Below are 21,505 nucleotides of genomic sequence, written 5' to 3' on the forward strand. Positions count from 1 at the left end.
GTTGATAATTGAGGTAATTCATCGAAGGCATACAATTCTGCTAATCTGTTAAGTCTCATATAAACGGCCCTCTTAATAACGGAATCTATCTCGGTGATCATACTTTCATTAGCTATGTAATCTTCCAAACATACCTTAATAAGATAATCGCTGTATTTCAAACTGACTGTACGTTGTTTACTTTGGTTAAATCCACTATTCAAAATGTATGTAGACTGCTTTACGGCACTTTGAAAAAGTTCAACACATCTATCTGAAATTACCATTTTTCTCTGTTTTCCATAACAGTCTTTAATTGTAAGTATACGATTTTTTAGATCAAGGGAATCTTGTTTTAAACCTACAAGTTCGCTAATGTCAACGCCTTCTATTAATAAACTGATGATGATTGCATCTTGTGGATTAACGCATTGGCTTTCGATGAATTTCAGTTTTTCTAATGTTAAGTTTCTCATGAATGCAAATTCATCTCCTCAGTTTTGGTAATGTTTATTACGGCTTGTTATATTTTATAACACTTGTCTTTCTTATAATAGAGGCACAAAATAAACAAATATGTATCTGTTTTAACTAATTTGCGTGACATAATAGATGCGCAAAATGTCGGAAATGGAATAGCTCCAGATGAGGACTGCATTGGGATTGAGTGGATTCCAGTAATAAGTCTTGATGAATATAGGTTTTTCCCAAAAGGATTGATTCATTATATATTTGAAATCGCAAATGATAAAATACCAGATGTCTTTTATATAGGAGATATTAATTGAGAAATTTCTTCAATCGACTCAGCTAACGAAAACTTTAGTTCAACATTCATATCTAAGGAGGCTACCGAAGAATTCACTCGGTAGCCTATTTCCTCAAAATGGGTTGTGGAAAGAATTGAGGCTATTAGCGATATGACAAAATAGTTTGAAACATAAAATCAAGAGTAAACGATTTTTTTAAAATATTATTTTAGATATTCGACAAATAGTAACAACCTTATTGTATCCGTCTGTTTTATAATATCTTTGTCGACTTTTTGAACAGAAACGGAGATAAGTGAAATGGAGCAATTCCTCTTAGAAAAAATCGAAACAGTGCGTCTTCAAATGGTTCAAGAAGCATTAGTACAAAACAGTCTTACAAATGAAAATGTAGTTGCAATTAGCCACGAATTGGATAGATACATCTCTTTATATCAGAAGCTAAAAGTGGATACAGTACGAGTAATCGAGCAATATGAGAAGATAGTAGTTACATATTAGGAAATACGCCATATTAACGTTACTTTTTTAGATTAAATAAGTATACGTTCTGGCACGAGACAACCAATGATGGGAATGACGGAACCGCGTATCCTGAAACCATCCCGCCAATGAAGATTCGACAATCATTTTAAGTTTACCCCTATATAATTACTCATAAGGTCAAAGTAAAACTACAGCCTATTGGAGGGTGAGCATTTGGGACATTTGCCGATAATTGATCAATTAAAAGAAATCATTTCAAGAGCAGGACAGGATTCAACAACTCCATCCTGCGAAACCGTTGAGTTTCTGGATAAAAAGATCAGCCGGCGTCAATTTATGAAACAAGCAGGCGCAGTAGGTTTGGCATTATCTTTTCCAAACCTCTTAGTTCAAAGGGCGTTTGGATCTCCCCCCGGCCAAAGTGCCGCAACTCCAAGAATTGCAATCGTTGGAGCAGGCTTGGCCGGATTAACGGCAGCTTATTACCTGAAGAAGTCCGGTTACATAGCAGATCTTTATGAAGCATCTGGCCGCGTTGGGGGGAGATGTTGGACTCGCCGAGGAGATTTTGCCAATGACCAGATTGTGGAGCAGGGTGGTGAATTAATCGATACTGGCCATAATGAAATGAAACACTTAGCTCAGGAAATGGGGCTTATGCTTGATAATCTGTTTCAAGCACAGAAAAAAGGCACGGAGGCGCTTTACTATTTTAATGGAACCCCATATACCTATGCCGAGGCTACGAATGACATCAAACAGATTTGGCAAGCTTTACATAAAGATATTTCGGAAGCAGGCTATCCGACGTTGTATAACTCGTATACACAGCGTGGACTAGAGCTGGACAGCATCTCGGTATTAGATTGGCTGAGTCAGAATGTTCCTGGGGGTACATCTTCTAAGCTAGGTAAGCTGCTTGACATCGCCTACACGATTGAGTATGGAGGAGAATCCAGCAGTCAAAGCGCCTTAAATCTACTATATCTTCTAGGGTATAGAGGCCAAGGGCAATTACGTTTATTCGGTCCTTCGAACGAGAAGTTTCATATCCGGGGTGGAAATGATCAGCTTGCCTCTGCACTTTCCTCAAGACTTCCAAATCAGATCAACTTGGGTAAAGAACTCATTGCCATTAAATTAAACAGCAACGATTCCTATACATTGACCTTTCAAACAAACAGTGGTGTTCACGATGTTATCGCCGATAAGGTGATTTTGACTGTTCCGTTCTCGATACTTCGCTCAAGCGTGGACTTTTCAAAAGCAGGATTTCGAGATCTAAAACAAACCGCAATACGGCAACAAGGAATGGGCACCAACTCCAAGCTTCATGTGCAATTTACGGATCGCTTCTGGGAGACGCAAGGGTGTTCAGGCGAAACTTTTGCGGATACGGGCTACCAAAATACTTGGGATGCTTCTCTTACTCAGGCAGGGGCATCCGGCATCTTGGTAAACTACACCGGAGGGAATTTTGGAGACAATTTTGGAGATGGAAATATTGCACAATATGCAAATAAATTTTTGACGCAAATCGAGTCTGTTTTACCTGGCAGTACTGCAAAATGGAACGGCAAGACGACACTCGATTACTGGGCCGGCTACAAGTGGACCAAAGGCTCTTACTCCTATTGGAAAGTGGGACAATATACGCAGTTCGCAGGTATCGAGCGTGAACGCGAAGGTAATTGTTTTTTCGCAGGAGAGCATACATCTATTGATTTTCAAGGGTATATGAATGGCGCAGTCGAAACCGGCCAACGGGCAGCCGTAGAGATCTTGGCTGATCTAAAAGCCAATTCATACATATAATTCGAGACCGCTTGTAATCGGATGACCTCTGAATTCGCCAGGGGTCAGTCATGATTCAAGGATTTTATCGTAAAGCTAACGGATAAAGATAGTGAACGAGCTTGCCTCATCGGCAGCTCTTTTTTTGTTCATTCAAGTAACGGGCAGTTAAGCAAGTCGAAGATTTAGAATTGTTTACAACTTTTACATATTTTTCACCCTGGTCGGGCAAACCAAGCATGGATTCTTTTTCAAACCATCAATACAATACAGGGTTAGGGGTGAAACCACACAAACTTGAAAACGATACAAAAACCGAGTATGCTACTGCCGGATTTGAAGGATAAGGTCGCATTGATCACCGGAGCAGGATCCGGTATTGGACGGGCTGCCGCCGTAATGCTGGCGCAGCAAGGGATGAAAGTATGCCTAGCGGATTTGAAGGACGACCGGCGAGAGCAGACGAAACAAGATATAGAATCAGCAGGCGGCCAGGCTATCACGATCGACGTCGACATCTCCGATCCGAACCGGGTTGAGGAGGCGTTCGAGCAGACGGTAAAGACCTGGGGGCGGCTGAATGTTGTCTTTGCCAATGCCGGCATCAATGGGGTTTTAGCGCCGATCGAAGACATGAAGCCTGAGGATTGGGATCGTACGCTCTTCGTCAATTTAAAGGGGACGTTCCTATGCGTTAAACATGCGATTCCTCATATGAAAGAGAGTGGCGGGAGCATCGTCATCACGAGTTCTATTAACGGAAGCCGCTCCTTCTCCGGGTTCGGGATGACGGCCTATAGCACATCTAAGGCAGGGCAAGTGGCATTCGCCAAAATGGCCGCATTGGAACTGGCCCAGTACAAGATACGCGTCAACGCCATCTGCCCAGGGTCGATCAAGACAAATATTGGAGAAAATACGCAGCCGACGCCAGAGCTCGAGAAAATCAAAATTCCGGTCAAGTATCCGCAAGGTAACCAACCTTTGGAACACGCGCCAGGCCAACCGGAGCAGGTGGCCGACCTGGTAGCTTTCCTTGCCTCGGACGTTTCGAGCCATATCACTGGCACGGAGCTGTTCATTGACGGCGCCGAATCGCTGCTATAACGATATATTGCATTTGTTGTCGGGTGATAAGAACATTATCTCATTAAAAGCCGCGTAAATCGCGGCTTATTTGTTTTATGGGATCCCAGCCTGTGCAGGGACGGGCAGATTAATTATATTTCGTAAGATTCGGAATCTATCACTCTAGTAAAATGATGACCTATTCTAGTAAATGCTAAACCTATCATCTGATTTGAAAAACAAAGCAATGGACGAAAGCAAGGATATCGTTTCTTCAATTTCTAGTCAAATCCAATTTATTATACATGATTTTAGTGAAAAATATGAATAGTTTTTAAGGAAAATAGAGATAGACGAAGAGAAATATTACGTTGCTTGCGATAATATAGACAAGGGGATACAACCACTTTCCAACTAAAAGGAGCGCATGCAAATTGAAAAGGTCACTTCGAATTTTAGTGTTAACGCTTACAATTGGTACAGTTTTAGCTATGCCGACCGCATTTGCAGCTAAGAAGGGGGTGCAATTGCTCGTTATTGGTTATTGACAAGATTGTAAGAATCGAATGCAGGGAGGCTTTATACGAACAGGCTTTCATTGAAGAAACGGGCAAGTACCTTTCTGATGTTTACAAGCATTTAGTATTGCGGGTGTGAAGCGCAGCCTTCAAATATTAATGATAAGAGGTGTATGTATGAATGTAGTAAAGAGAGTAGTCAACATTCTGATCAGCTTTTTTCTTGTGCTTAGTATGTTCCCGACAATCGGGTTTGCCACGACAGGTGTCGATGTACCTGCACCCACAGGTACTGCGCGCGCAGGCACTTGGTTTGAAACTGCGAATGCCACTTGGACAGGTAAATCCGACGTCGGATACCGGGCTTACGTCCGTACTTTGGGCGCTAATGACTGGAGAGATAACAGTTCAATCACAGGCTGGCTTGTGGACTGGAAAGAAGTGGACACCCAGCTTGTCCGCAAGGTAGATCCTTCCCGCAACACCTGGCGTGTGGATATTCCCGGCCTTCCCAGAGGAGAATACGAAATCCAAGTCAGGGCGGCAGACGGCACGACGGTTCTTCACACATTCACCGATCTTAAAACTCGCTCTTTCCCGCGAAATGGCGCAGCGTTTGTACCTTCCAACGCAAATACTTTCGAAGGAAGCCACACTCTTGCTATCGATGGGGCCACAGGCGGATATTTGCCGGATGGCAGAGTGGATCCCAATGCTAAAATAATCTATGTAACCCATGAAAATATGATGGAAACCCTACCCTCGAATGTATTTTCAGAAGGCAGAGGATCTACTGCAAATGCGAGAACGCCTCTTGTCATTCGCTTCTTAGGTACTGTCGGCTCTTTTGAAACGGTCAACTCAACCGTTGCCAACTCCGGCACGGTAGGACCTACGTGGTTAAACAGTAACCGTATGATTCAGGTCGGCCAAGGCAACGGCAATGTAACCATCGAAGGTATTGGCCCTGACGCGACGATCTTTGGCTGGGGCATAAGCACCAGCGGCGCCCACAATGTGGTATTCAACAACCTCAGGTTCGACCAATGGTATGACGACGCCATAGAGATTAACGGTGCCAATACGACCATAAGGGCTTCCAATGTATGGGTGCATAACTGTACATTTGGATACGGGCAGAACAAGTATCTCGCCCTGAATCAAGACCCTGACCAGGCAAAGGGTGACGGCGCGACAGACATAACGAACCACGCAAGAAACTACACAGTTTCTTACAATAAATATGCCGGTAGCAGCAAGGTCTTGCTGATTGGCGGCGGCACCACTTCAATAAGCGCTCACTATGGCACCTTAGACCACAACTGGTTCTTGGGCTCGGAGGAAAGGACCCCCCGTGTGCGCAACGGCAGGATTCACGTGTTTAACAACCTGTATGATGGTATTCAGGGGCATACGTATCATAATACTCTCTTAGATAGAAATACGGGTTATGGTATTGGCGCGGCCCACAATGCAACCATATGGGCGGAAGGCAATATCTTTGACAACGTCAACTTCCCATTCCTTAGAAGCCGCCAGGGTCATGCGAGGGGGAATGATCCCATTGATTCTACCACTGGAAGTGGATATAACCATTTCTTTGGAGACGCTCCCGGCTTTATCATCGCAAGAGAGAATGTAACTGAAGGCGACTTCCCTAATAGTGTAGATGGTTTTAGACGCTCCTCAGATTATATGACCGGTCTTACAGAGACAGATCTTCAAAACCTCAGGGATGCTGCTCTAAGCCTTCAGCCAAATGTTCTTGACGAGGCTTCTCGAAAGCACTTTGACCCGAAGCTGGACATTGGCGTTGTTGTTGCTGCAGGTTCAACCACTACGAATCCGACTATGACCACAACCCCCTCTGCGCAATTGGATTGGTCTTTCAGGCCAAACCGTAGTGGCGTATGGCCAACAGAAACCCCGGAACAAGTGGAAGCTTTGAGAAACGAGATTGAGACCTATACCGGCGCAATGCCTGCACTGGCTCCCGATTCGGCTCCCGCGGCTCCTGCAATTTCAAGCGTCAAAATCAACGACGAAGCTCGTTCTGCTTTCGGTGGGCCTACGTCATTTATACCTGATCCCGGCAAGATTGTTGTCTACAAAGATACCTTTACAATCAATTGGGTTTCCAAAGATGTTTCGACAGACCACTATGAAATTCAGTGGGATAAGGGAAGTAACAATTGGGAAACAATTGGAACCGTTCAAGCGAGTTCCAGGCCAAACACCTTTATCACCCAAAAGATAGACCAATTCGCCAACTTGAAAGCCATTTTGGCACAGGCCGACAGCGAGGACACAACATATGCCTTTAGGATAAAAGCGGTCAATTCCTTCGGAGAAAGTGAGTGGTCTGATATCTATGCGATAAACGGCGATAATCTGTTAGTAATTTTTGACACCGACGGCGGTAGCGCGGTTGATCCGCAACGCGTGCGTGTCGGCGACGCAATCACGGTTCCTGCGCGTCCTGAAAAGGACGGTTGGGTATTTGTGGGTTGGTACACGGATAAAAACACCAGTGTCCATATGTGGGACTTTTTGAACGAAAAGGTGGCCGGTTCCGTGGTGCTGCACGCAAAGTGGGTCCAGGTGGACGAGACGCATCGCCTGCTGAACGCCTACGCCTCGGCTGAAGAACTTGAAAGCCCTTACGTTGCGGCGACGCTGCAGACCTTGGGAACTCTGTCCGCAAACCAACGCGAGCTGACGCTGCCCGCGGGCACGACGGTGTACGTTGCCCCCGGCGTGTACTGGACGGATTTGACGTATAAGGAAGGCGGCGTGATTGCAGGTCCGAATATCGGCCTCAGCATTTTGGGCGAAAACATCTCTTTCATCGGCCTTACCGAGGATGCTTCAGACGCAATCATCAGCGGAAACCGTGGCGAGGGGGGCGCGACCGGCCTAGGCGCGACCGGCAGTTGGTATTCGTTTGGCATCTCTTCGGGCTTCCACGGCGAGAATGTCACAATCGCAAACTACGCGCAGGAGGATTTGGTTTATCCGCGTGATCCGTCGCAAAATATGAATAAGCGCATAGACTCCAAAAACCATGCCGAGGTTTTAACGCGAGCCAACGGCACGGGCGCGCCCGACAAGCTGTACTTTAAAAACACGCGGTTCGTCGGCTATTTGAACATGATGGTTGGCCTTGCGCCCGCCCGCGCGTATTTCTTAGACAGCTTTTTCCAATTAACCGACGACTCCATTTTCGCCGGCGGTGTCAATGTGTACGAGAACAGTACCTTCCACTTCTTCGGCAATCACCCGTCCGTCAGCGGCGCTGGTAACGGAGGCATCAACGTCCTGTTGGGCAGCAAAATCATCGGCATGCCGCAAATGACTAGTACGGATCTTTACCTTGCTAAGCAGTCCAACGCAATCGGCCCTAATGCGAACGGTATCTTCGCCATCATCGATACCGAGTTCACCGGCCGTATCGAATCTGTCGAGTGGGAAAACGTGGTACGCGAGGACGCCCGCCACTTTGTGTCGAACAACACAATCGGCGAAGGAAAAACGCCGCTCGTAATCAGCTCGTCCCAGCCGCAAACTTCCGTCACGCTTAAAGGAAACGCCCTTGAAGCCTTTAAGGTCGGCGAGGAATACAACGTGTATAACCTCTTAAAGGGTAAAGACGGTTGGGACCCTAAAGGCCAGTACAACGCTGAGTGGGCATCTTACGCCAACCTGCCATACCGATTCTTAGTCGGCGCAACGGGTAAAATCATGTATTCCGACAAAGCAGACAACACCAACAGGGCCGTTTTGACTCCCGCCCCGGGTCCGGCGGATTCCGTCGACGTAAAAAATACCGTTTGGTCGTACGATACGAGTCTTTTGAACGGCACAGTCGACGCGGCGACTGGCGTAATTACGCTGACCGCCAAGCCCAACAATACCGGCGCTATCGTTAAGACGATTGTGACGGGCACGCTTCCGAGCGGTATCTCGGCCGGCGCGACGCTGTACATCCGCCCGACGGCCGTCCCCGCGCCCGTGGTTAAGGAGCCCGCGATCGATATCAGCGAGAACCTTGCGACGCTCAGCTACACGCTGGATCAGCTCGGATACAAGGATACCTCCGTCATCGAATGGTACCGCGAGACGGGGCCCGATACTACGAACGGCATTCATATCGGCACGATGCGCAATGACGCTAACGAATTCTTCGTAGACGATCCGTATAAAAACTACACTCTTAATAAGTTCGACGTAGGTTACTACCTGCGCGCCGTTATCATACCGAAGTATGAGTTCAGCTCCGCCGGCGCCCCCGTCACGGTATACACCCAGCGTGCGGTCACGGCGGCCGACGTAACGGAAACGTCGTTGTATACCGACTTTAAGAATTTGTATTTTACCAATGAAGACAATACCACCACGAAGGGCAGATGGTTCTTTGACCGCGTGAGCGGTATAGGAGTGCCGTGGGGATGGGGTATCGGTAGCAACGGCACGGATAAGATTTGGGGCCTTCAGAGCAATTCCAACGGTACGAACACCAGATTCGTGTTCGGTCAACCCGGCAGCTACGGCGATATGTCGCTAAACCTGAACTACTCCACAAGTAAGGTAGAGGGCCAGGGCTTCGGCGGCAACGGCCACTTCATGGATATCTACGTTAAATACGATCCGGCGACCCGCAAGGGATACGGCCTGCGCGTAGAACGTACCGCTGCCGGCGGCTCTAACGCTACGATATGGACGCTGTATAAATATGAGGGCACCAATCAGACACCGTTGAGCGAGCCCCTAAAGACAGTCGCGTTTATGCCAAAGAGCACCATTACCGTTTCCGTAACGGGCAGCACCCTTCGCGTACAAGCCTCGACGCTGTCCGAGAAGACGCCGCTGCAAACCGAACAAAATCTGCCTAATTCGGTTGACATCTCGTGGACGGATGATACCGGCGCTTTGGGTAACAACATTCTCGGCGGCTTCGGCATCCGCATTAACAACTCTGGCAACTCCTCTTACGAATACGGCAACACGGGTACCAATAACACCGTCATGCTGCACAACGTGCGAGTAGACGCCTCCGTGAAACCTTCTGATGACGTGGCGCCGACAACGACTGCTGCAGTTGCACCGTCCGAACCGGACGGCTTAAACGGATGGTATGTGCATCCTTTGACGGTAAGTCTCAACGCCAAGGACAATTTGTCCGGCGTGGCGAAGACGGTGTACAGTCTAGACGGCGGAGTGGTCTGGAATCCCTATACGCTTCCGATTACATTTAGCAAAGACGGTAACTTTACCCTTAGCTATCGTTCAACGGATAATGTGGGGAATGAGGAGTCGGTGAAATCGATTCGCTTCAGCTTGGACAATACCGCACCTATCATTACGGTATCGCCGCCCATTGAGGACAGCTATAACGACTCCGTCGACTTGATTCCGCAGTTTACGGTATCAGATAGCTCGTCTGGAGTAGACGGCTCAAAAACCGTAGTAACTCTGGACGGCCAAAACTTGCAGCAAGGTGTAGCTATTCCGCTTTACACTTTGAAACTCGACACCCATACGTTAACCATTACTGCGAGCGATGTGGCCGGAAACGTGCAGAACCAAACCGTGACGTTCCGAACTACGGCTAATATGGAATCTCTCAAAGACCTAGTCGAGCGATTTGCTCAGAATAAAGGAATTGACAATGCCGGTATTGCGAAAAGCTTGCAAGCCAAATTGGCTAGTGGTGATCTGAGCAGTTTTATCAATGAACTGCAAGCGCAAAGCGGAAAGCACATTTCTAGTGACGCATCGAATTTCTTGCTCCGAGATGCGAAATATGTTCAGCAACTTAACAAATAAAATATCGGAAAAACTTCAACAAGACTGCTTTGAGAATCAAAGCAGTCTTGTTTTTTACCAGCAAAAATTGCAATAAGTAATTAAACTCTAACGGATAACGAGAGTTTAACCACCAAGGTTGAGGAGGAAATTAACGAAAGAAATATAATAAGCTCAATATTTTTTTGAAAGGATTTTGATTAATGAGACCTTGTATTAACTGTGGTGGAATTAATTTTGGTGAAGGTGAAACAAGAGGCGAAGGTAATGTTCATCCCAAAAATAAGCTCTTTAGCCTAGGTGTTCCTCTTATTCTTACCATTTGCTTAGATTGCGGAGAGGTAATTTCAATGAGGGTTAAAAACCCAAAAATATTCAAGAAGTGATTGCGTTAACGGAAGAACGATAGTGGAACAGCGGATACCGATGCATCCGTTTTCGTTTCGAATGAGCTAATCTTTCTCTTTAGGATATGCCTGCCCGACGATGGAGATTCAGTCGTTATTTGGTGATTTGCGACCCTTAATTGGTGTTTCTCCCGAAGTCTATAGGGACAGCTTGGTGCTGTTCACTACATTTCGAGCGTGTAAGGCAAGCGACATCTTGAGTCGGATCAACACCCCTAAATTTGTAATGCTGCATTCGTTTCCATGTGCAGTGCGAAAAGGAAGAGGAGGTTATCTTGAAACATGAAGAAGAAACTACAAGCTCTTATCTGTGTCTGTTCCCTTGGTGTAATGGGGATGGCCGTGCCGGTCGGTGCTCAGTCGTTAGGACAGGGCACACAAAGTGACCAAGTACTGGATTTGCAAGAACGATTAAGCGCTCTCGGTTACTTTAAAACAGGAATTACCGGTTATTACGGTAACCAGACTAAGAATGCGGTAAAAAAATTTCAAGCCAGCTATGGCTTGTCAGTTGATGGTGAAGCTGATTCTTTAACTCTGTCTAAACTAAAAAATACGATTTCACCCAAGCAGTCGGTGATGGATGAAATGGCACGAATAATTCATTCCGAAGCCCGAGGAGAGTCCTTTTTAGGACAAGTTGCCGTGGGTGCCGTCGTTCTTAATCGAGTTCAGTCCAAAGAATTTCCTGACTCCATCACTGAGGTTATTCATCAACCAGGTCAATTTTCAGCCGTTGATGATGGGCAGTTTAACCTTAAACCAAATTTATCAGCCTACCGCGCAGCAAAAGCTGCTTTGAATGGTTTGGATCCAACAAATGGGGCACTATTTTATTACAATCCTGATATTACCAAGTCATCTTGGAGCAAAAAAAGGTCCACCAAGATTACCATTGGTAATCATGTATTTACCTTTTAAGAGTAAATACAATGACAAAAGTCGCGTAAATCGCGGCTTTTCTTATTTTTAATGGCATGAAAATATAAGGATTACCTGGATTGAGAAAAGAAATCTGATAAGGCAGATTCGAGGGTGTTACTCGTCTCTACGAAATATAAAACGCTGCAAACCACAAATCACAAAACAAAGCCGAATTACTATGTTAGAACTTAAACGAATCTGAATTAGGAGCGCTACTATGGAGAGTGAAATTGAATTGGCTGTGGAGAAAATTGAGCAATTGAATACGAGAAGTCAAAAAGCAATGATGGAGTTAATCCGAAAAAGCTTGAAAATGAACGATGACGAATTCAATAAAGAACTGCTGTTAGCCTACGCTCATCAAAATCCAGTTCATATTTTGGAAATTACTATTGCACTAAAATATGAAGAGATTATTAAAGCTTTACCGGAGCAGTACGTTTAGATTTAAGCTCCGTAAACAAGAACAAAACAAAGCAGTACTCGTAGCATCGTTGTATTGGCAAGCCTGGTTTTTTTAAGACGGTTTTCCCCGAAATTTAGTACAGGCTCAGCTCTAGGTAAGTAATAGTTTCGTAAACTATAATTTGGGCTTTGTTTATGATGGAGAAGTGAAAATTATGGAGATAGATGATAATCTTAGACCCTCAGCCCGTTGCTGCTTTGGCTTTCGCCCAAAGAGAAGTGCACACGATGCGATTAGGAAAAGCCTGAGCCATATAGGTGAAGGGTACAAATATGTGGTGGATATGGACTTAGAGAAATACTTCGATACGGTGAACCAAAGTAAGATCGTCGAGCAATATCATGCTGAATGAATTGGATAAAGAGTTAGAAAAAAGAGGGCATAAATTCGTACGCTACGCGGACGATCTCCTCATCTTTTGTAAAAGTAGAAGGAGTGCAGAGCGGGCATTAGAGAACATACTGCCTTTCATCACGAAGAAGCTATTTCTTAAAGTGAAGATGAATCTTAGTATAGAGCAAGTATAGTTAACGATGAAGGGTTTGAATTAGCTAGGTAGGAAATTTATAACAGTTGTCGAAACTATAGACTATCCAATCGACAAGGGGGAGTAGCCATGATTCATCAGTTCATACCTCAGCTTTATTTTAATACGATAGGCCAGCATCCACCTATATTGACGATTCGGGATGGGGATACGGTCATTACGACGACAGTCGATGCGAGAGGCTGGGACAACAACGGCGAAAGCGCAGCTGCTCGCGGGAATCCAATGACAGGACCTTTCTATGTAGAAGAAGCGATGCCCGGTGATACGCTAGCGGTTCATTTCGAATCAATCACTCCGAACCGCGATTGGGCTTGGACAACCAACATGCTTGCCCCAGCAGTTATCGAACCATATGTTGTTGCTGCATTGCCGGCATCGGACATCGTTCACTGGACGGTGGATGTTCCACAGGGGATTGCTTTTCTCAAGGAGCCAACGCCGGGGCTGGTTGAATTGAAGCTGCCTTTGGGGCCTTTTCTAGGTTGTTTTGGTGTAGCGCCTTCCAATGGTCAGTTCATCTCAACTGCTACTAGCGGCAAGTATGGCGGTAACATGGACTATAAAGGACTGATCGCAGGCTCTACAGTATATTTTCCGGTGTCGACCAAAGGTGCATTGTTTTATTTGGGTGATGGTCATGCCTTGCAAGGCGATGGAGAAATCATCGGTACAGGTCTCGAAATATCTATGGATGTTCGGTTCACAGTTAGCGTTCAAAAAGGCAAAATGATAGGCTGGCCGAGAGGTGAAACCGATACACATTGGTTTTGTATCGGCAATGCACGGCCGCTTGACCAGGCGCTTCAACATGCAACGACCGAAATGTTTCGGCTGCTGCAGGAAGATTTCGGCTTAACGTCTTCGGAAGCCAGCTTGTTGCTGGGGCAAGCAGTGGAATATGAAATTGCCAACATGTTTAACCCCGCCTACAGTGTAGTTTGCAAGCTGCCGAAGTCGGTTTTATCGCAATTAAGTTAATCGTGAACGATAGTTGAGGGGCTTGCTTCGCGGCAGCTCCTCTTTTGTTTATTATCATGAACTGTGACAAGATGTTAATCGTTTGGAAAGAGTTAGTAATTCTTGATAGAATAAATATGAAGATGATCAGGTAATAAATTTGTACACATAAGGAGATAAAACTATGGTAAAAAACAAATTACTAAGAATGGACAATGTTGGCATCGTTGTAGAATCCCTTGATGACGCAATCTCTTTCTTCGAGGAGATTGGCTTGAAGCTCGAAGGGCGAGCTACTGTCGAAGGTGAATGGGCTGGTCGCGTAACCGGGCTGGGTTCACAGTGTGTAGAGATTGCTATGATGGTTACCCCAGATGGCCACAGCCGACTTGAACTTTCGCGATTTCTCACCCCACCTACTATATCAGATCACCGAACTGCTCCTGTAAATTCCCTCGGTTATCTACGCGTCATGTTCACCGTTGAAGACATTGACGAAATGGTATCCAGACTCACTAAGTTTGGTGCTCAGCTCGTTGGCGAAGTGGTTCAGTACGAGGACTCGTATCGGCTCTGCTACATTCGTGGAAATGAAGGACTTCTAATCGGTTTGGCGGAACAACTAGGTAATAAATAAGTGACGTTTAAAAGAAGACGTGTGAAAGTATCTCGAAGAAGTCGGATGCATCATATAAACACCGCATTCACGCTCCGGGGCTGGGCGACCCTCGGTCCCGGAAACAAGGAACGAGGAAGTATTTGCCGGGACACATCCGCACCGACACTAACCGCATCGCGGCCGGCAGGAAGCTGCCTTAACTCGGTGGGACTTCGTGATGCATGAACTTTAACGGAAATCAATGCAAAACCAAATTAAAGGGACTCAACTAACGGTTACGATAGCTTCATATTGTCAGGCTGCCGTCACTGATGGCAGCCTGTTGTAGTAATAGGCAGATTCAGCAACAGAAACGTCCAATCGGGTGGGGGAGCGGCCGCATATCCTTTAGGAAAAATAACGAAAGGATGATATGACTATGAGCAGAAACATTTCCGGCTGCCCGCTGCCAAAGCCGATCACACTGAAGGCTCGACTCGCCCCGTTTGTTGGCAAGATCGTTACAGTCGTTACGCCCGGTTTAATCCGGACAACAGGGGTGTTATCAAACAACTCAACAAGCGGTTTCACAGTGGGGGCCTTGCGGGTGCCGTTTGCAACATCGTTCTATATCTTGCTGCCTGTGCGGGGGAGGCCACTCCTGCCGTTCAATGTGAATGCGAGGGCTGAGGATCTGGGCGAAATCGGAGGACAGCTGGTGCAAGTCGGCCGCAACTTCGTAGAGTTAATACAGTCACGAGGCAGTGTGTCCACGTTGTTTCCGCTGAATTTGTTTACAGAGGTCCAATGTGAGCCTATGGGAGATGAGTAATTTGACCGGTGCTTGCCTAAGGCAGGCGCCGTTTTTTATGGCGATTTGATTGAACTTCATCCACCTTTAAGTTAGCGGATAAGGTTATCACCAACTTAATTGCACGTTCGCACACTTAGGAGGCGTTTACTCCACTTACAGAGTATTACCATGACCAAGTCAACAGAATCAGTGAGAGCTCAGTAATGGCTTATTTAAATACTCTAGAACCATTCTTCTATTGGTTATACGAAACGTTAAGTCGACAAGTTAACAGAACTATTTACGGATACTATCAAACAAAGTTCTATTTTCACCATTGATAAATAGTTAAATGGAAAATTCTAGATTTAGTGAATTTCGAATGATACCATATAGATTATACGATAATCGAAATGGTATAGGATCCATCACTTCGGTTGCGGATAGTTTGAGAGGAGTGGGATTATGCAATCAATTCGATTGAAACTAGAAACGTACATTAACAAATATTTGGACTTGTGGGATTTTTATGGAGTTATTCAAGTGATCCATAAAGGTGAAGTTCTTTTTGAAAATGCATATGGCTATGCAAGTATCGAGTTCGGGATTAAAAACGATATTAATTCATGCTTCTCAATTGCTTCCATTTCAAAACAGTTTACAGCTTTTGCGATCATGCTCCTTTATGACAAGAAAATGCTGGATATAGATAAATCTGCACTATTATACCTCCCTGTGGATATGAAGATTGACGAATCGATCACTATTCATCATTTATTATCGCATACCTCTGGATTATATAACTTTTATAATTTTGATAATGATTTTTTCGCTGGTTACAACAGAATGGATTACTCGCGAAACGAATTCTTTCGGCAGTTTATCAATAAAAAAACTACAAATCCGCCAGGTACGACTTATGATTACAATAACTCAAACTATAATTTACTCGCATGGATTATTGAAAATGTTTCAGGGGAAAAATATGAAGATTATATTAGAAACAATATCTTTCTACCCCTTAATATGATGAACAGCGATGTTGATGACGGCTGTAAACTTATAAAATACAGATCAAGTAATTATTCGAGAGATTTTGATTCAATCATAAGAAGTCCATATTATAATGAGAAATTTAGCATCGGTGCAGGTGCCATTATTTCAAACTGCGATGATTTGTTCAAATGGTATAGCTGTTTGCGGGATCGCAAAATCCTAACCCAAAAAACATATATTAAATTTTTGAAAGAGAACAAAAACAATTACTGCTATGGGCTGGAGCATCATCATATTTACGGCACAGATAGATATTCCCATGGGGGAGATCATCTTGGGATAAGCACTTATATGCAGAATTATTTCGATGAAGATATTTGTGTAATCATTCTTTCAAATAACGAATCTATCAATCAGTACAGACTGGGCAATTCAATTTCAGATATTTTGCATCAAGTTGTTGTGGATTTTCCGATAAAGCATGAAGAGTTTCCAATCAACGAAAACAAGCTTAAAGAGTATTGCGGAACCTATTTAAAGGATAAGATCCAAGTAGAACTTATTAATGGGAAATTATACTTTACGAGATATTCAGGAAATCTTCATATTGAGATCTACCCTGTAGGCGAAGATAGATTCGCTCGTAGATATTTTGACCAGAATCATCCATACAGTATTGCTAAAAACGAAAATGGCAAAATGACGTTTTTCGGTTATATCAAGGATGACCAATGTTGAGGAAATAGTAGACATTAACGGAAACAAAGGTTATTTTGCAAAATGGGTTGCTCCTGCGAATTAGTGGCGGGGAATTATCATGGATCCAAGATAGTACTCACGTAAGGATGACTTCATTTAAGCTGACTGAAGAAGAAATGCTGAATATTGCCTTTCTGTGGAAAATTAGTACCTCATATAATGTATTACACCATATTGTAAGAGGACAAGAACATACATCCATTGCCATGGTGGAATTAGAGGCATAATATTACACATTAAAGGGTGTAATGAGATCACAATTTTATACTACCTATCATATAACTTTTACCGTAAATGTAGTCAAGAACTTAAATGTATCAACAAGAAGCAATTGTTAACATTGGTTGATGGCATATCGGTAGCCTGTTGAACGGGCAATATTCCCGGGTCTCCAAACGCTTCGGAGATGCCTTTTAAATAATTGTTGCAACGTATTTTCTATTTTGACGGGAGTGTAACGCACTTGATTAATTAGGATTTTAACTGTGATATTATAGAAGAGCATTAAACAATCGAGTGTTTTAAGAGTCGATAATACTATACCAAGCCTCTAAATTACTCGGCATTTTACTCGGTTTCTGTAGCACACCACAATCAAAACCCTCAAGCAAGAAATCCCCGGAAATCATTCCTGAAATTCCGCAAAGTCAATAATTGCTCCACAAAGTTCAACTAACAAAGCGGGTGCAGTGGTTTATGACCAAAGCGTCGGACCGCAGCGTTTGGTCGAGCGTCTCCGTCAAAATGGAATTTGACTCCGAGGTGGTCGGCCATTTGACCTGCAGCTGCATGCTGTCGAACGAAAGACGAGTAAAATCATTGGAATTGTGCGGATAGAGGTCACGCTTTCATACACGTTGTCGACAACGAGCAGGCCTTGGCGGCCGGCAGCCCCGCAATACTCGATCGGATAGCGTATCGACATGTCTTCCGTAGATTACGAATCGGAATTCCGTCCAAAATTCAACTGACTGAAAATTGTTGGCTGATGCAAAGTGCCATAACTGTGATTTTGTTAGCGATTAGAATCATGTTGGTTTAATGTTGATTGAAAATCGCAGTATGTTTAATTAAGTGGAGGTCGAATCAAAAACGCGTGGAGAACGGTCGAGAGCGAGGTAACGAGAAAATGAACATTAGCTCCCATTTCTTCTGGTAAACCCGTTTCTGTAGCGGTTCATTTTCGGCAGCGTAAAGGAGTAAAGATATAGAGATAAAAATCTCTTCCTTAAAAGGTGAATAAAGATGAGAAATGTGAAGACCGACGTTATCGGCTGCGGAATGATTAGCGCAATCGTTTTGAAATCGAGATCGTCATCTCGCAAACGAGGCAGCATATTTCCATCACAACTGAGTGTGAGCGACCAACTGCGTTGCTGCTCGGTCTCAAAGACAATCAGCTGGATGCTTGAATAGGAGGAGCTATATGAAATTTCCAATCGCCTTACAGTCTTATACCATTCGAGATGAAATCGCCAAGGATTTTCTCGGGGCCTTTACCAGAACGGCGGAAATCGGCTTCCAGGGAGTAGAGATCGGTGCTCCTCCCGAAGGAATCACCATATCGGAGATGAAGGAGCATTTTCAACAAATCGGATTGCAAGTGATCGGTTGTCACGCGGGGCTCGAGCAGCTTACAAATGGAATAGACGGCTTGCTAGAGTATCTTCAGGAGTTGGGCGGGAGCTACGTTGTCCTATCTCGTCGATTTAGATCGAAGGAAGGTGTTTTGCAATCGGCCCAACTTTTTAACCGCATTGGGGAGAACTGTAGGAAGCAAGGAGTGCAATTCCTCTATCATAATCACGACTGGGAATTTGTTCGATTTGAAGGCCGGTATGCTCTAGATTTGCTGCTTGAAGCAACTGACCCTGAACTCGTTCAGATGGAGCTCGATACCTATTGGGTGAAAAAGGGCGGTGAAGATCCGGTCGAGTACCTTCGAAAGCTTAAGAACCGTTGCCCTCTCCTCCATATCAAGGATATGGAGCCGGGGGAAGATCAGTTTTTTGCTGAAGTGGGAGAGGGTATCTTAAATTTCCATGATATCGTGAAGGCCGCGACGGAAGTCGGTGTGAAATGGCTGGTGGTTGAACAGGATCATTGCAGAAGGCCGGCCTTCGATTGCATCGAGACAAGCTACAGCAACTTGAAAACTATGGGGGTCATCTGAATGATTCGTAAGCTCCAAGTGGGTTTGATTGGTTACGGATATGCCGGTCGAACCTTTCATGTTCCTGTCCTTACCTCTGTAGCCTCGCTGCGTCTTGCGAAGGTGGTAGATCGCAGAGGGACCTTCCCTAAGGAGCAGTATCCGGATGTAGAAGTGTTGGGGGATGTTCGAGAACTGTACGAGGATCGGGACATCGATCTCATCATCGTTACGACTCCCAGTACGAACCATTATGAGTTTATAAAGGATGGCTTGCTTGCGGGTAAGCATGTGGTGGTAGAGAAGCCCTTCACGGTCACGAGCAAGGAAGCCGATGAATTGATCGCTCTAGCGCGGGAGCAAGGAAAGGTGCTCAGTGTTTTTCATAATCGAAGATGGGACGGAGATTTCCTGACGATCAAAGTCATGATTCAACAAGACTTGCTCGGGAAACTCCGTGAATGCGAATTTCATTGGGATGGCTTCGACCCGGTAGTGATTTCGGGTAATTGGCGGGAGACCGCGGAAGCCGGCGCGGGAGTCTTATATGACTTGGGCGTGCATCTCATCGATCAGGCATTGTGTCTGTTCGGGCTGCCGGACAGCGTGGAGGGGGATGTTCGGATTCAACGCAATGGCGGACTCGCCACAGACTACTTCCATATAACACTTAGGTATTTGAGCGGTTTGAAGGTACTCCTAAAATCGTCCCGATTCGTCCGCACTAATAGCCCGCGTTACGTTCTTTACGGTGAACGGGGCACCTTTGTGAAATACGGTACGGACCCACAGGAAGCTGCGCTCATTCAAGGAAAAACGCCAGTAGAAGACTTAAATTGGGGAAAAGAATCGAAAGAGCAGTGGGGAAGATTGAATACAACTGTAGGCGGCTTGCATGTTGAAGGGACTGTCGAAACACTCGCGGGGTCGTACCCTTCCTATTACCAGAACGTCTTCGAGCATATTTCGGGAGCAGGGGATCTTGCAGTAAAGCCGGAGCAGGCCCGTGCTGCGGTACGGATCGTGGAACTGGCCATGCAAAGTCACACTCAAGTGCGGATATTGCCTTATACCGAGTAGGAGTAGAGAAGCAACGAAAAGATGACAAAAAATTACGTCTTAACAGGAACGAATAGAAAGTAGGTATCGGCAATGTTTCCTTTTAAAGCGGCACTTAATGCGTCAACATTGTTTTCTTTTCACTTGGGAGTTAAGGAGCAGGTGAAAATTGCGGCCGAAGCCGGGTACGAGGGAGTCGAGCTGTGGGTGCAGGATATCAATGCCTACTTGACCGGGGGAGGAACTGTCAAGGAGCTGAGGAGGTACGTCGCGGATACGGGAATAGCCCTCGTTAACGCAATTGCATTCTTCAAATGGTCCGACGAGGACGAGGTGATTCGGTCGCATGCATTTGTGCAAGCGGAGAAAGAAATGGAGCTTCTTTCGGAGCTCGGTTGCGCTGCAATAGCCGCGCCGCCATTCGGGCATGTGGAGCATGTTTCCTTGGAAGCAATGGCGATAAACTTTGCTAGACTCGCCGATTTGGCAAGCCGTATCGGAATCAAGCCGTATCTGGAGTTTTGGGGCAGAGCCAAGAGATTGTCCCGTCTCAGCGAGGCGATGTATGTAGCGATGGAAAGCGGCGTGCCGGATGCGCAAATATTGCTCGATCCGTTCCATATGTATACGGGCGGTAGCTGCATACACAGTTTGGCCTACATAAAAGGGGAGCGGATCGGGATCGTCCATGCGAACGACTATCCCGCCGTTCCGGTTCGAGAGACGATCGCCGATCGGGACCGGGTGTTTCCTGGCGAGGGCATCGCGCCGTCGGCGAAACTGGCGCAGCTTCTCTATGAAAGCGGCTATCGCGGGTATTTGTCGCTGGAGCTCTTTCTCGAACTTTCCGGCTCCATGAGCGCATTGGATGTGGCCAAAACTGGCTTGGCTTCATTGACCGGTACCTATTGTATTAGTGGCTGAAAGTATGCTCCTTTCAAAACCGAGATTCAAAAGTATTTGAATAAGCCGGTTTTCGTAAATAATGATGTCAACTGTGCGGCTTTGGGTGAACATTGAGTTGGAGTGTCAAAAAGCTCGAACGATTTTGAGGTCATTACGGTTGGAACGGGCGTTGGAAGTGCCATTGTTGCAAACGGCTCCTTTATTCAAGAAAGCGGCAATATGGCTGGAGAAATCGCTTATCTGGTTAAGGATAAAGATGTCCTTCTTCGAAATGAAAACACTTTTGGTGAGTTCGGGTTGTTTGAGAAGAAAATTTCCAGTACAGCTTTGTCAAATCACGGTTGTTAGCCTCGTGAGCTATTCGAAATGTATTCACGCCGCGAACAAAAAGCGGTAGAGATTATTAATGATTTCGTAAAGGACTAATCAATCGGCATTGCAAACATGGTTAGTTTGTTGAATCCGCAGAAAGTGATTCTTGGCGGCGGCGTTTCTATGTCGCTCCCGGCAGTGCTTGA

The 21,505-nt window shown here is 45.4% G+C and carries 17 protein-coding genes and 2 pseudogenes; 17 read left to right on the forward strand and 2 right to left on the reverse strand.

All coding sequences use genetic code 11. The features are described 5' to 3' along the window. The coding region (locus AC1DVJ_RS23260; RefSeq protein ID WP_477593773.1) for a phage lytic cycle repressor MrpR family protein at positions 1-455 on the reverse strand (455 nt) is incomplete at its 3' end. A gap of 120 nt (positions 456-575) precedes the next feature. On the opposite strand from AC1DVJ_RS23260, the gene AC1DVJ_RS23265 reads away from it, so the two are divergent. The 12 genes and pseudogenes from AC1DVJ_RS23265 (at position 576) to AC1DVJ_RS23320 (ending at position 16,849) form a co-directional block, all read left to right on the forward strand. Beyond that, positions 576-767 (forward strand): hypothetical protein, encoded by a 192-nt coding sequence (locus tag AC1DVJ_RS23265; RefSeq protein WP_477593776.1) that lies wholly within the window; start codon positions 576-578, stop codon positions 765-767. Between the two features lie 282 nt (positions 768-1,049). Continuing rightward, entirely contained in the window at positions 1,050-1,250 is a 201-nt protein-coding gene (locus tag AC1DVJ_RS23270; protein WP_477593778.1) for a Spo0E family sporulation regulatory protein-aspartic acid phosphatase, read from the forward strand. 198 nt (positions 1,251-1,448) lie between these two features. After that, complete coding sequence (locus AC1DVJ_RS23275) at positions 1,449-3,050, forward strand: flavin monoamine oxidase family protein (RefSeq protein WP_477593780.1); 1,602 nt, start codon at positions 1,449-1,451, stop codon at positions 3,048-3,050. A gap of 300 nt (positions 3,051-3,350) precedes the next feature. After that, a complete protein-coding gene (locus AC1DVJ_RS23280; RefSeq protein WP_477593834.1) occupies positions 3,351-4,136 on the forward strand; it encodes an SDR family oxidoreductase in 786 nt (261 codons plus the stop codon). 656 nt (positions 4,137-4,792) lie between these two features. After that, entirely contained in the window at positions 4,793-10,441 is a 5,649-nt protein-coding gene (locus AC1DVJ_RS23285) for an OmpL47-type beta-barrel domain-containing protein (RefSeq protein ID WP_477593782.1), read from the forward strand. A 668-nt stretch (positions 10,442-11,109) separates the two neighbouring features. Beyond that, on the forward strand, positions 11,110-11,748 hold the full coding sequence (locus AC1DVJ_RS23290; RefSeq protein WP_477593784.1) for a cell wall hydrolase: 639 nt from the start codon (positions 11,110-11,112) through the stop codon (positions 11,746-11,748). Between the two features lie 220 nt (positions 11,749-11,968). After that, positions 11,969-12,196 (forward strand): hypothetical protein, encoded by a 228-nt coding sequence (locus tag AC1DVJ_RS23295; RefSeq protein WP_028554780.1) that lies wholly within the window; start codon positions 11,969-11,971, stop codon positions 12,194-12,196. A 217-nt stretch (positions 12,197-12,413) separates the two neighbouring features. Then, positions 12,414-12,714 (forward strand): annotated as a pseudogene (locus AC1DVJ_RS23300) (reverse transcriptase domain-containing protein); the annotation flags it as partial. Positions 12,715-12,833: 119 nt separating this feature from the next. Then, entirely contained in the window at positions 12,834-13,745 is a 912-nt protein-coding gene (locus AC1DVJ_RS23305) for an acetamidase/formamidase family protein (protein ID WP_477593787.1), read from the forward strand. Positions 13,746-13,908: 163 nt separating this feature from the next. Next, a complete protein-coding gene (locus tag AC1DVJ_RS23310; protein ID WP_477593789.1) occupies positions 13,909-14,361 on the forward strand; it encodes a VOC family protein in 453 nt (150 codons plus the stop codon). A 400-nt stretch (positions 14,362-14,761) separates the two neighbouring features. Continuing rightward, complete coding sequence (locus tag AC1DVJ_RS23315; protein ID WP_477593791.1) at positions 14,762-15,154, forward strand: hypothetical protein; 393 nt, start codon at positions 14,762-14,764, stop codon at positions 15,152-15,154. Positions 15,155-15,580: 426 nt separating this feature from the next. Beyond that, entirely contained in the window at positions 15,581-16,849 is a 1,269-nt protein-coding gene (locus AC1DVJ_RS23320; protein WP_477593793.1) for a serine hydrolase domain-containing protein, read from the forward strand. Positions 16,850-17,609: 760 nt separating this feature from the next. Here the strand turns inward: AC1DVJ_RS23320 and AC1DVJ_RS23325 are convergent. Further along, complete coding sequence (locus tag AC1DVJ_RS23325; protein ID WP_477593795.1) at positions 17,610-17,795, reverse strand: hypothetical protein; 186 nt, start codon at positions 17,793-17,795, stop codon at positions 17,610-17,612. 501 nt (positions 17,796-18,296) lie between these two features. Between AC1DVJ_RS23325 and AC1DVJ_RS23330 the strand changes: the two genes are divergently transcribed. The 5 genes and pseudogenes from AC1DVJ_RS23330 to AC1DVJ_RS23350 all read left to right on the forward strand — a co-directional run bounded on the left by AC1DVJ_RS23330 (position 18,297) and on the right by AC1DVJ_RS23350 (position 21,335). After that, complete coding sequence (locus AC1DVJ_RS23330; protein ID WP_477593797.1) at positions 18,297-19,043, forward strand: sugar phosphate isomerase/epimerase family protein; 747 nt, start codon at positions 18,297-18,299, stop codon at positions 19,041-19,043. Beyond that, on the forward strand, positions 19,044-20,102 hold the full coding sequence (locus tag AC1DVJ_RS23335; protein WP_477593799.1) for an oxidoreductase: 1,059 nt from the start codon (positions 19,044-19,046) through the stop codon (positions 20,100-20,102). 72 nt (positions 20,103-20,174) lie between these two features. Further along, positions 20,175-21,005 (forward strand): sugar phosphate isomerase/epimerase family protein, encoded by an 831-nt coding sequence (locus tag AC1DVJ_RS23340; RefSeq protein WP_477593801.1) that lies wholly within the window; start codon positions 20,175-20,177, stop codon positions 21,003-21,005. 18 nt (positions 21,006-21,023) lie between these two features. Beyond that, positions 21,024-21,101 (forward strand): annotated as a pseudogene (locus AC1DVJ_RS23345) (ROK family protein); the annotation flags it as partial. Positions 21,102-21,107: 6 nt separating this feature from the next. Further along, on the forward strand, positions 21,108-21,335 hold the full coding sequence (locus AC1DVJ_RS23350) for a hypothetical protein (protein WP_477593803.1): 228 nt from the start codon (positions 21,108-21,110) through the stop codon (positions 21,333-21,335). Positions 21,336-21,505: the final 170 nt, after the last annotated feature.

The sequence above is a fragment of the Paenibacillus sp. P4_A9 genome (assembly GCF_056402415.1).